General features: G+C 66.2%; 12 protein-coding genes and 1 tRNA gene. 11 read left to right on the top strand and 2 right to left on the bottom strand.

The features are described from left to right. Window positions 1-73 precede the first annotated feature (73 nt). From M1L58_RS09755 to M1L58_RS09705, 11 genes are all read left to right on the top strand, one after another. Window positions 74-649 carry a recombinase family protein gene (locus M1L58_RS09755; RefSeq protein WP_006865076.1) on the top strand — a complete coding sequence of 192 codons (576 nt, stop codon included), beginning with the start codon at window positions 74-76 and terminating at the stop codon, window positions 647-649. Continuing rightward, window positions 646-948, top strand: a complete 303-nt coding sequence (locus tag M1L58_RS09750) for a hypothetical protein (protein ID WP_006865077.1) — start codon at window positions 646-648, stop codon at window positions 946-948. Before M1L58_RS09755 ends, M1L58_RS09750 begins: the two co-directional genes overlap by 4 nt. 23 nt (window positions 949-971) lie before the next feature. After that, entirely contained in the window at window positions 972-1,259 is a 288-nt protein-coding gene (locus M1L58_RS09745; RefSeq protein ID WP_248658745.1) for a cupin, read from the top strand. 82 nt (window positions 1,260-1,341) lie between these two features. Then, window positions 1,342-2,445 (top strand): ATP-binding protein, encoded by a 1,104-nt coding sequence (locus tag M1L58_RS09740; RefSeq protein ID WP_248658744.1) that lies wholly within the window; start codon window positions 1,342-1,344, stop codon window positions 2,443-2,445. Between the two features lie 352 nt (window positions 2,446-2,797). Next, window positions 2,798-3,229 carry a chorismate mutase family protein gene (locus M1L58_RS09735; RefSeq protein WP_248658743.1) on the top strand — a complete coding sequence of 144 codons (432 nt, stop codon included), beginning with the start codon at window positions 2,798-2,800 and terminating at the stop codon, window positions 3,227-3,229. Between the two features lies 1 nt (window position 3,230). Continuing rightward, window positions 3,231-5,339 carry an aminodeoxychorismate synthase component I gene (gene pabB / locus M1L58_RS09730; RefSeq protein ID WP_248658742.1) on the top strand — a complete coding sequence of 703 codons (2,109 nt, stop codon included), beginning with the start codon at window positions 3,231-3,233 and terminating at the stop codon, window positions 5,337-5,339. Then, the gene (locus tag M1L58_RS09725) at window positions 5,336-6,217 is read left to right on the top strand and encodes a prephenate dehydrogenase dimerization domain-containing protein (protein WP_248658741.1); all 882 of its coding nucleotides are present in this window, start codon (window positions 5,336-5,338) and stop codon (window positions 6,215-6,217) included. The genes pabB and M1L58_RS09725 overlap by 4 nt, the downstream gene beginning before the upstream one ends. Next, the gene (locus M1L58_RS09720) at window positions 6,214-7,161 is read left to right on the top strand and encodes a diiron oxygenase (protein ID WP_248658740.1); all 948 of its coding nucleotides are present in this window, start codon (window positions 6,214-6,216) and stop codon (window positions 7,159-7,161) included. The genes M1L58_RS09725 and M1L58_RS09720 overlap by 4 nt, the downstream gene beginning before the upstream one ends. A gap of 194 nt (window positions 7,162-7,355) precedes the next feature. Continuing rightward, complete coding sequence (locus tag M1L58_RS09715) at window positions 7,356-7,955, top strand: TetR/AcrR family transcriptional regulator (RefSeq protein ID WP_248658739.1); 600 nt, start codon at window positions 7,356-7,358, stop codon at window positions 7,953-7,955. Between the two features lie 24 nt (window positions 7,956-7,979). Beyond that, window positions 7,980-8,849, top strand: a complete 870-nt coding sequence (locus tag M1L58_RS09710; RefSeq protein WP_248658738.1) for a 3-hydroxyacyl-CoA dehydrogenase — start codon at window positions 7,980-7,982, stop codon at window positions 8,847-8,849. A gap of 2 nt (window positions 8,850-8,851) precedes the next feature. Continuing rightward, on the top strand, window positions 8,852-10,657 hold the full coding sequence (locus tag M1L58_RS09705) for an oleate hydratase (protein ID WP_248658737.1): 1,806 nt from the start codon (window positions 8,852-8,854) through the stop codon (window positions 10,655-10,657). Window positions 10,658-10,958: 301 nt separating this feature from the next. Here M1L58_RS09705 and M1L58_RS09700 read toward each other — a convergent pair. Continuing rightward, window positions 10,959-11,032: transfer RNA gene (locus M1L58_RS09700), tRNA-Pro, on the bottom strand. A gap of 130 nt (window positions 11,033-11,162) precedes the next feature. Continuing rightward, window positions 11,163-11,429, bottom strand: coding sequence for a GlsB/YeaQ/YmgE family stress response membrane protein (locus M1L58_RS09695; protein ID WP_248658736.1), 267 nt, complete (start codon window positions 11,427-11,429; stop codon window positions 11,163-11,165). Window positions 11,430-11,457 lie beyond the last annotated feature (28 nt).

Genomic DNA, 11,457 nt, shown 5'->3' with positions numbered 1-11,457 from the left:
TCAGAATCTGAATCGAGACTTTTGAGATAGAGTTCCGCTTGTGACAGACGAAGCGAGAGGTGGCGCACCGGGGATGTCCCTCGGATACGCGCGCGAGACCCCGGGAGCGCACGCTCTCGGGCCACAGATCGATGCACTGACCGAGGCAGGGGTGGACCCTGGCCGGATCTACACCGATGCCGCCGACCGGACGCAACCCGCGGACCGTCGGGCTGGGATGAACGCCTTACTCGACTACGCGCGAGCCGGTGACACGACGGTGGTCGTGGGCATCGACCGACTGGGCCGTAACATCCGCGAGGTCATGGCCATCACACGTGAACTCGCGAGACGACGCATCGGTCTCCGCTCGTTGCGCGAGGGCATCGACACCGACGACCCGACCGGCGCGATGGTCGTCGGTGTGCTGGCGTCACTGGCCGAACTCGACGACCCCTCCCCCGCACTCAGTTCGGCGAGGCCACTGACCACACCCCACCGGCGGTCGACGTCGACGGTCGGCCGACCCCGTGTCCTCGACGACGAGCAGGTACTCCGCGCCGAACAGATGCGCGCCGCAGGCGAATCCGTGCCGCGGATCGCCCAGGCGCTCGGGGTCAGCCGGGCTACGCTCTACCGCACCCTCGCCGAAAGGCGCACGGTCCGTTGACGAATCACGAGAACGAGCTCCCCGACCTCGACATCGTCACCGAATACGGCGTCGTCACCCGACTACCCACGTCTTTTCCTATCTACGATGCCGACCTCGACGAGCACCTCGATCCCGATCTCTTCCAGAAGGGGTTCGAGGATGCGGAGGCCGCGCTGTGTGCGCTCCCGGCACCGTGGGCGCGTCAGCTCGCGTCGTCGACGCTCGCCTGCCCGCCGGACCCGGACGACGAGGAGCCCAGCTACACCCGCGGTTACCGCGCTGCGCTGTACGGGCACCTGCGTCACGCCGGCAAGTGACCATCGACAACACGGAGGACGCCATGAGCACGGGTTCGCACGGCGAGGTGCAGCAGGACGACGGCCGGTTCCGGGTCACCCGGTGGACGATCGAGCCGGGTGGGGCCATCCCCATGCACCGGCACGACCACGATTACGTCGTCGTGCCGCTCGTCGACGACACCATGTACGCCGTCGCACCGGACGGTTCGGAGATCGCCGCGGAGCTCCGGATCGGCGAGAGCTACACCCGGATCGCCGGTGTCGAACACCGCGTCGAAAACCGGGGTTCGACGAACACCATCGTCTTCGTCGAGGTCGAACGGCTCTGACCGCTTTCCCGAGGTGAATCCGGCACACATCGTGCGGCGCTTCGAGTCGGTGCCGAGTCCGTCCACGCCGTATTCTTCAGGCGTGGTTCGACTGACAGTGGGAAGCCATCGCGACGACGCGACGTCCGACGTCGTCCTCTCCGCGCGCAAGTTCAACCGGCACACCTTCTGGTGCGGCCAGAGCGGTTCGGGGAAGACCTATGCGCTCGGGGTGGTGCTGGAGCAGTTGCTGCTGAACACCCGACTGCCGCTGCTCATCCTCGACCCGAACGCCGACTTCACCCGGCTTCCAGAGACGCGCGACACCACCGACCCCGATCTCGCCGCGGCCATCGCCGCAACCGACATCCAGGTGCTGCATTCGACCCGACGCGACCTCCCGCAGTTACGGGCGCGGTTCACCGATCTGCCACTGACCGCGAAGGCCGCGGTGCTGCAGTTGGATCCGATCGCCGACGCCGACGAGTACAACGTCCTGCTACATGCCGACGCCACCCTCAGCGGAGGCGGCGCCGACGACACACCCGACCAGGACACCTACATCTCGGCGCTGCGCGCATCCGACGAGCCCGGTCACCAGCGGCTGGCCAAGCGGATCGAGAATCTCCAGGTCCTCGACTGGGATCTGTGGGCTCGAGGCGAGGTCGCGGCCACCGACATCATCGACGAACGCCCCCAGGCCACCGTGCTCGATCTGGGCGGGTTCGCCCATCCCGCAGAACCCAAGGTTGCGGCGCTGTCCGTGCTGGAACATCTGTGGGCGCATCGCGAAGAGCGGCGGCCCGTCCTCATCGTGATCGACGAGGCCCACAACATCTGCCCGCCCGTCGCCACCAGCGCGGTCGAGCAGGCCCTCATCGACCGCGTCGTGCAGATCGCCGCCGAGGGACGGAAGTTCGGGCTCTGGCTCCTCCTGTCGACACAACGGCCGACGAAGATCCACCCCAACGTGCTGTCCCAGTGCGACAACCTCTGCCTGATGCGGATGAATGCGCCACGCGACCTGGCCGAGCTCGCCGACACCTTCGGATTCGTCGGCGAACACATGTTGGCGGAGTCACCCGAGTTCCGGCAGGGCGAGGCACTCTTCGCGGGCGGGTTCATCACCACACCCACCTTCACCCGGATGGGCGCTCGGATCACCGAAGAGGGCGGCGCCGACGTCGGGGTGCCGCTGCTCGCCTGAGCCTGCCCCGGCGGCGCCCCCGGATCGGCGCGCGTCGAGCCCGATCCCGGGTTGCGCCACAACCGTTGTACCGACCGTCGGACGGACGAGGCAGTCAAGGACAAGTCCGATAAAACGGGCGTTCGACCATCTGAACGGATGACGGTGACGGCACGGTCGTTGGCGAATCGTGATCTCCCGGTGACGCTTACGCCCTCATGCTGCTCGTGGTCGGTGCGACCATGGACCGAGTCGGGGGTTGCGGTTCGCGAGCGCGGACCGGGCGCAGTGTCAGTTCGGGCCCGCGTCGCGTTTTCAGCGGTTCAAGTCGGCGGGCCGCACTCTCCTTCGGACAGTGCAAGGTGGTCGAGCGATGAACGAATCGTCGGGCAACAACGGGCAGATGGTGACCGAGGGCAACCCCGGCGAGCGCGAACTCGCGGGCCTCCGTGCGGAGTTGGACAAAATCGACAACCGGTTGCTCGACGACGTCCGCGCCCGGATAGAGATCTGCACCCGCATCGCGTATCTCAAAGAACGCCACGCCATTCCCGTGATGCAGCCGCGCCGAGTGGGAGCGGTGCACGATCACGCGCACCGCTACGCCCTCGATCACGGACTCTCACCACAGTTCCTGCACGATCTCTACGACCTGCTCATCTCGGAGACCTGCCGGGTGGAGGACCTCATCGTGGCGACCGACGAACTGCGCACGAATGGCGCTCCGATCGACCATGCGGACCCCGATCGCGTCCTCGTCCGGCGTTCACCCGCGGACGGCGCTCCCGATACCAGCGTGCGTTGAGGTGGTCGCGGTGCGGACACTGCTGATCGACAACTACGACTCGTTCACCTACAACCTTTTCGCTCTGCTGACAGAGGTGAACGGCCAGGAACCCGTGGTCGTTGCCAACGATGCGCCGTGGTCGTCGGTGAATCTTTCGGCATTCGACAACGTGGTGGTCTCCCCCGGCCCGGGGCGGCCGGACTGCGCCCGCGACTTCGGGATCAGCCGGCGGGCCCTCATCGACAGCGGACTCCCCGTGCTCGGAGTGTGCCTGGGACACCAAGGGTTGTGTCACCTGTTCGGCAGTCCGGTGGTCTCGGCACCGGAACCTCGGCACGGACGGATCAGCGCGGTCCACCACGACGGACAGGGCCTGTTCGCTGGTCTTCCGTCTCCGTTCCGGGCGGTGAGGTACCACTCTTTGGCGGTCCTGGAGGTCCCGGCCGAGCTGGAGGCCCAGGCGTGGTCGGACGACGGCGTCCTGATGGCGGTGCGTCACCGGGAGCTCCCGTTGTGGGGGGTGCAGTTCCATCCGGAGTCGATCTGCACCGAGTACGGGCGCGAACTGCTGTCGAACTTCGCTGCAGCCACGCCGGAGCGGGCGCGGCGACCCCTGGCGGCGAGAACCACCTCCGAGGAACGGCCGACACCGGTGAAGCCGGCGCACGACTTCCGGGTGCGGTCAGAGCAGGTGGACCGGGTCGTCGATCCGTCCGCGGTGTACGAGCGCCTGTTTGCCGACGGACCGAACAGCTTCTGGCTCGACGGGTCGGCGGCGAACGAAGCGGGGAGCCGGTTTTCCGTGATGGGTGACTGCTCGGGCCCGCGCGCCGAATACGTGACGTACCGAGTTCCCGAAATGACTGTGCGAGTGCAACATTCGGATGGAACCGAAGAAGAGATCCGCAGCACCTTCTTCGACTATCTCGATGCCCGGTTGCGGGAGCGGTCGGTGGCGCCCAGGCCGGATCTGCCATTCGGGTTCTGCCTCGGCTATGTCGGTTATCTCGGCTACGAGCTCAAGGCGGACACCGGCGGCCAGTTGGCGCACGCGTCCGAACAGGCCGATGCGGCTCTGGTGTTCGCGGACCGGGCCGTCGTGATCGATCACGAACGCGGGTGCGCCCACCTCCTCGCTCTCGAACCGGTCGACGGCGCGGAGCCCGGCACCGTCGACCCGAAGACGGCGCGGTGGTTGTGCGAGACGGCATCGGCCATCCGGGAGCTCCAAGACCATGCCTCCGAACCTCTGGTGACCGCTCCCCCTCTGGTGCAGGAGTCGCACGAGGCGCCGATCCTGTTCCGGCACGACCACCCGACCTACCTGAGGCTCATCGAGCAGTGCTTGGCGGAGATCCGGTCCGGGGAGTCGTACGAGGTGTGCCTGACGAATTCGGCGACCGTGCACCGCAGCCTCGACCCGGTCTCCGGCTACTCCTGCCTTCGCGAGATCAGTCCGATGCCCTACAGCGCACTACTCCAGTTCTCGGGGTTGTCGGTGCTCAGCGCATCCCCCGAACGGTTCCTGAAGGTGGGTGCCGATCGCACGGTGGAGTCGAAACCGATCAAGGGCACCCGGCCGCGGTCGGCAGATCCCGTGCAGGACGAGGGGTTCCAGTACGACCTGCGACACAGCGAGAAGGACCGGTCGGAGAACCTGATGATCGTCGACCTCGTCCGCAACGACCTGTCGCGGGTCTGCGAACCCGGCTCCGTACACGTACCGTCACTTTTCGACGTCGAAACCTACTCGCCGGTACACCAATTGGTGTCGACGGTGCGCGGGACCTTGCGCGAAGGAGTGTCCGCGGTGGACTGTGTGCGGGCGGCGTTCCCGGGCGGGTCGATGACCGGCGCGCCGAAGATCCGCACAATGGAGATCATCGACAAACTCGAGGCCGGCCCCCGAGGGGTGTATTCGGGTGCGATCGGCTACTTCTCGCTGACCGGAACCGCCGACCTGTCGATCGTGATCCGAACCATGGTGGCCACCGAATCCGAGGTCACCTTCGGGGTCGGGGGTGCGATCGTCGCGCTGTCGGACCCGGAAGACGAGTTCGAGGAGACGATGGTGAAGGCGCTGTCGATGCGACGCTGCCTGTCCGTCGCCGACGAGAGCGAACCATGACCTCGTCACCTACCCCCGGTGCCCGGTCGGTCGTCGTGGCCGGCGGTGCGGGGGCGGTCGGCACGATGCTCGCTGACCGGTGGCGCGGTGACGGGGACACCGTGCACGTGCTCGACGCACGCTGCGGCGACGACATCCGATCGCCTGGGCCGGAGGCGGCCGCACTGTTGGGCGAGGCCGACGTGGTCGTCCTCGCGGTCCCGGAGGACGTCGCGTTGGCGGCCGTGAAGGCGGTCAGCACGCTGTTGCGGCCGACAGCGATGCTCTTGGAAACGCTCTCGGTGAAGTCCCGGTTCTCCTCCGCCGTCGCCGAACTCGCCGGGGACGACGTCGACGGGAGCGGTCCGATCGTCGGGATCAACCCGATGTTCGCTCCGTCCCTCGGCCTTTCAGGCCGGACGGTTGCAGTCGTCGTTCATCGAGACGGTCCTGGTGCGGGTCGCCTTCGCGACGACCTCGCGCGGTGGGGCGCACGGGTGGAGATGACGACCGCGGACCGGCACGACCACGTGTGTGTGGCGGTGCAGGCCCTCACCCATGCGGCGATCCTGGCGTTCGGGTACGCGCTCGCCGACCTCGGAGTCGACGCCGACGAAGCGGCCGCTCTGGCCACACCTCCGTTCACGACGATGTCGGCACTGCTGGCACGGATCACCGGCGGCACACCTGAGGTGTATCGGGACGTGCAGGCGTCGAACCCATGTGCACCTGCCGCGCGAGAGGCGTTGGCGCGGGCGGTCTCCCGGGTGTCCGATGCGTGCGCGGGCGACACCGAGGATTTCGCGACATTGCTCACCGAAGCGGGTGGATCGTTGGGCAGTCACGCAGACGACTACGCGCGACTGTGTGCGCAGATGTTCGAGGGACTGTCACGATGACCGACCACCTGCCCGAACACGATGCGTCCGACCCGGTGGAGTCGGCGGTCATCGAGGGTCTGGTGCGGAGCTGGCCGCGGCGGGCGACGGTGCGGCGCACCGAACCCGAACTCGACATCCCCACGATGGACGACCTCTACGACGACACCCGCGACGACTATCCCGAGGTGCTGCTCCCGTTCACGGGGCATCCGACCTGGGAGCGGCTCGACGAAGACGTTCGGACCCGGGTCCGGGCATGGGCGTGGATCGCGTACAACAAAAACGTCGTCGACATCGAACAGGACGTCGTGACACCCGGTTTCGGGCTACTGTTCCGGGACGTGTTCGGCACCGGGTTCTCTGACGCCGACCGCGCAGCGGTGGTGCAGTCGATGGTCGACGAGGAATACCACACGCTCATGCACCTGAACGCGTCCGCGCTGACCCGACGTCGTCGCGGCTGGGCGTTGCCGGACACGACATTGCCGGAGTCGTCGACGGTGCGGCGACATCGGGAGGCGCGCACACAGGCAGAGTCCCCACGAGCGGCCGCGCTCACGACACTGGCGTTCGCGACGGTCGCGGAGACCTCGATCGCGGACTACCTGAGCCTGATCGCCGGGGACCGGACGATCCAACCGGTACACCAGGCGACCATCGCGCTACACCGCCGCGACGAGCGCGCCCACGCCTCGGTGGCGATCGAGATGATCGCCTCGGTCCACGACAAACTCGATTTCGAAGACCGGAGGTGTCTGGCGCGAGCGCTGCGCGACGGGGTCGACGCGTTCACCACCACCGACGGGGCTGTGTGGTCGGCGATCCTGGCCGCGGAACAGGTCCCGGACGCAGACCAGATGCTGCGCGACGCCGCCCAGGACCCCGAGCGCCGGCGATTCCTCCAGGACTGCAGCGCGATCGACCGGTTGCTCGCCCAGTACGGGGAGCTGGAACATCGCTAACGGCTGGGCGTAGACACGACAGTGGCCAGCACATTGTGCTGACAATTCTGTCGGGCTGACAGGACCCCTCGTTCTGCTCCCTTGCGAGCCAAGAAAAACTGAGTACGCTCATTCATGTGAATGTGACGCAGCCGTTTTCGGGCCCCGAACGGCGTCAGGACGCCCGTAAGGTAGAGCCCCGCCGCGAGCAGAACATGCGGCTCAAGAGGGAACGGATCTTCCGCGCCGCGTCTGACCTGGTGCGTGAGCGGGGGTTCTCCGCAGTAACCACACAGGAGGTGTCCGCCAGGGCCGGGGTAGCAGCGGGGACTCTGTTCCGCTACGCCGCGACCAAAAGTGAGCTGCTGCTCATGGTCTACAACGAGGTACTCCGGTCGTCTATAGCCGAAGGCGCCGAGCATGCGGCCTCGACGCCCGAGCCTGCCGCCGCGATCGTCGCGAGGCTGTCCCCGCTTGTCGCCGCCGCCGCGCGGGAGCCGGAGAACAGTGCTGCGTACCAGCGGGAGCTGCTGTTCGGTCCACACAACGCGAAGTTCCGAGCCGAGGGCATGGCATTGATCTTCGAACTCGAGGCGTCACTCGCTGACACACTGCGCCGCGCCGCGCCGGCGCTGAGCGACGAGGAGGCACGTGTTGCGGGATCCGCGCTGTTCGCCATCACCCATCTCGCGATCGCTCGGATGTCGGCCTCGGACATTCCGGAGATCGACGCGATCAACGACCTCAGACTCCAAGTCACACAGATCGTGACCGGCGTGGTGCATTACACACCCGGCGGCCGGATCGGCCGTTAGAGAAGAGAAAAAGGAGACAGGACAATGAGCAGCATCACGCGCGTGACGGTCTTGGGGACGGGTGTCCTCGGCAGCCAGATCGCCTTCCAGACCGCCTACAGCGGCTTCCAGGTCACCGCCTACGACATCAGCGACGACGTCATCGAGGCAGCCAAGAAGCGGTTCGACACTCTCGTCATCACCTATAAGGAGGACGGAGTCGCGGGGGCGGCCGAAGGGAAGGCGGACGAGGCGCTGACCCGCATCCGGTTCTCATCCGACCTCGCAGAGGCCGTCGCGGACGCGGATCTGGTCATCGAGGCGATCCCGGAGGTACTTTCCATCAAACAGGACACCTACCGCAAGCTCGGCGGGCTCGCGCCGGAGAAGACGATCTTCGCAACGAACTCATCGACGCTGTTGCCGAGCGACCTCAAGGACTCCACCGGCCGCCCAGCGAAGTTCCTCGCACTCCACTTCGCCAATCAGGTATGGAAGTACAACACCGCCGAGGTGATGGGGACGTCGGACACGGACCCGGCCGTCTTCGACGAGATCGTCGCCTTCGCCGGCGAGATCGGAATGGTGCCGATCCCGATTCACAAGGAGAAGGCCGGCTACGTCCTCAACTCGCTTCTGGTGCCGTTCCTGAACGCGAGCTACGCACTCGCAGCGGGCGGCTACGCCGAGCCAAAGGACATCGACAACGTCTGGCGGATCGGCACAGGCGCGCCGCTGGGCCCCTTCCAGATCACCGACATCATCGGCCTCACCACGCCGTACAACATCCTCTGCCACGCGGGCCCGGAGGCGAAGCCGCTCGCGGAGTGGCTCAAGGCGAACTACATCGACCAGGGCAAGCTCGGCATCTCTACCGGTGCAGGCTTCTACGACTACACGAGCACGGAGGCGTGACCATGTACTACAGCAGCGGCAACTACGAGGCATTCGCGCGCCCGCGTAAGCCCGAGGGTGTAGAGGACAAGACCGCCTGGTTCGTCGGGGCTGGGCTGACCTCGATGGCGTCGGCGGTGTTCATGATCCGCGACGGACAGCTCCCCGGGGACAGGATCACGATCCTCGAACGGCTCGACCTCCCCGGCGGGGCGCTCGACGGGATCCGCAAGCCCGAGAAGGGCTTCGTTATCCGCGGCGGCAGGGAGATGGAGGACCACATGGAGTGCCTGTGGGACCTCTTCCGCACCATCCCGTCGCTCGAGGTCGACGGGTCGGTGCTCGACGAGTTCTACTGGCTCAACAAGGACGACCCCAACTACTCTCTCAACCGCGTCACCCACAACCAGGGCGAGGAGTTCGTCACGAACAACGAGTTCGGGCTGAGCGACAAGGCGCAGAAGGAGATGGTCAAGGTCTTCCTCGCCTCCCGCGAGGAGATGGAGGACAAGCGCATCGACGAGGTCTTCGGCGAGGACTTCCTCAACAGCAAGTTCTGGCTGTACTGGCGCACGATGTTCGCGTTCGAGAACTGGCACTCCGCCCTAGAGATGAAGCTCTACCTTCACCGGTTCGTGCACCACATCGGCGGTCTGCCCGACCTGTCGGCACTGAAGTTCACGAAGTACAACCAGTACGAGTCGCTCGTGCTCCCGATGTACAGGTGGCTGCTGGATCAGGGCGTGATGTTCGAGTTCTCCACCGAGGTCACCGACATCGACTTCACCTTCGACGGGGACCGCAAGCAAGCGACCCGCATCCACTGGGTCAAGGACGGGGTCGAAGGCGGGGTCGACCTCGGTGCCGACGATCTCGTGCTCGCCACGATCGGCTCGCTCACCGAAAACTCCGACGACGGCAACCACCACCGCGCTGCGAAGCTCGACGAAGGCCCGGCACCTGCTTGGGACCTGTGGCGACGGATCGCAGCCAAGCATCCGTCGTTCGGCCGTCCCGACGTGTTCGCCGGCGACATCCCCAAGACCAAGTGGGAGTCCGCCACGGTCACGACCGTCGGCCCCGGGATCCCCTCCTACATCGAGAAGATCGCCAAGCGCGACCCGTTCTCGGGCAAGGTCGTCACCGGCGGCATCGTCACCGCCAAGGACTCCGCCTGGCTGATGAGCTGGACCGTCAACCGGCAGCCACACTTCAAGGCGCAGGCGGACGACGAGATCGTCGTCTGGGTATACGGACTCTTCGTCGACGTTCCCGGCGACTACACCGGCAAGACGATGCAGGAATCGACCGGCGAAGAGATCACCCAGGAGTGGCTCTACCACATGGGCGTCCCCGTTGAGCAGATCCCCGAGCTCGCCGCCCACGGCGCGAAGACCGTGCCCGTCATGATGCCCTACGTCACATCGTTCTTCATGCCCCGCAAGGCCGGTGACCGCCCCGACGTTGTGCCCGAGGGCGCGGTGAACTTCGCGTTCATCGGCCAGTTCGCCGAAACCACGCGCGACACCATCTTCACCACCGAGTACTCGGTGCGCACCGGGATGGAGGCCGCCTACCATCTGCTGGGTATCGACCGCGGCGTGCCGGAGGTGTTCAACTCCACCTATGACCTGAGGTTCCTGCTCAAGGCCACTGCGCGCCTGCGTGACGGCGAGGAGGTGGAGCTCCCCGGCCCGAAGTTCGTCGGCAACCGCATCATCGAGCGCCTCGACCATACCCAGATCGGACAACTGCTCACCGATTTCGGTCTCGTCCCAGAACTCGACGGCACGACGAAACGGGCCCGAGCGGACGACGCCATCTCCTGACCCGCAGGCGCTGACTCGGTCCGCCGAGCGAGGATCACCCCGCGCCGATCCTTGGCACGGGGTGATCCTCGCTGGTCAATCCCCGTTGTGGAGGTGGCGGCCGACTTCGAGGGCTTTCCGGGGTACGTGGCGTGGCAGCCTGCTCGCCTCCCATTGTCCACGGGACTCGGGTTCAGCGCGATCCGTCCGTCCATGGGCGACCGCCGAAGAGAGCCCCAAGGGGACAGAGTGGGACCACGGAAAACGACCTCCGGGAATGATGAAGCCCAAGCGAGAAACCAACTCTCGCCTGGGCTTTACGTCGGGCTGACAGGATTTGAACCTGCGACCACTTGACCCCCAGTCAAGTGCGCTACCAAACTGCGCCACAGCCCGTTGTCTGCAGACCTCTCGGTCCTTCGACTGCCCACCGGAGCGGGCGGATTAAAGATTAGCCGACGAGTGCTGTTCTGTACCAATCGCCTGGTCAGAAGGGGTGTTCCCCGACGCGTCGGCTGCTGCCGGGTCAGTTGGTCGAGGAACGCTTCTTGAACCAGATCCAGCCGCCGGTCACGATCAGCGCGCCGAGGAGCGAACCGATGATGCCGCTGGGGTGGAGTTCGATGCCGTGACCAGCGATCAGGCTGATCAGCAACCCGCCGATGAAGGAGCCGGCGACGCCGGCGACGAGCGCCAGACCCCAGTCGATACTCCACATGTTCTTGCCACCGATGATGAGCTGAGCCAGGGCGCCGATGACCATTCCGAAGACGATGATTGCCAAGATGAGCACGAGACGCAGCATCTCACAGCGCCTCCAA

Origin of the sequence: Gordonia sp. C13, assembly GCF_023218005.1 — a bacterium.
GTDB classification, from domain to species: Bacteria; Actinomycetota; Actinomycetes; order Mycobacteriales; family Mycobacteriaceae; genus Gordonia; species Gordonia namibiensis.
This window is presented reverse-complemented; position numbering and strand designations above follow the sequence as displayed.

Bases quoted from the DNA above. Each gene is read 5' to 3' on its own strand.
- M1L58_RS09715 (WP_248658739.1), top strand. From the start codon at position 7,356: ATGCGGCTCAAGAGGGAACGGATCTTCCGCGCCGCGTCTGACCTGGTG.
- M1L58_RS09725 (WP_248658741.1), top strand. From the start codon at position 5,336: ATGACCTCGTCACCTACCCCCGGTGCCCGGTCGGTCGTCGTGGCCGGC.
- M1L58_RS09735 (WP_248658743.1), top strand. From the start codon at position 2,798: ATGAACGAATCGTCGGGCAACAACGGGCAGATGGTGACCGAGGGCAAC.
- M1L58_RS09710 (WP_248658738.1), top strand. From the start codon at position 7,980: ATGAGCAGCATCACGCGCGTGACGGTCTTGGGGACGGGTGTCCTCGGC.
- M1L58_RS09745 (WP_248658745.1), top strand. From the start codon at position 972: ATGAGCACGGGTTCGCACGGCGAGGTGCAGCAGGACGACGGCCGGTTC.
- M1L58_RS09705 (WP_248658737.1), top strand. From the start codon at position 8,852: ATGTACTACAGCAGCGGCAACTACGAGGCATTCGCGCGCCCGCGTAAG.
- M1L58_RS09720 (WP_248658740.1), top strand. From the start codon at position 6,214: ATGACCGACCACCTGCCCGAACACGATGCGTCCGACCCGGTGGAGTCG.
- M1L58_RS09755 (WP_006865076.1), top strand. From the start codon at position 74: ATGTCCCTCGGATACGCGCGCGAGACCCCGGGAGCGCACGCTCTCGGG.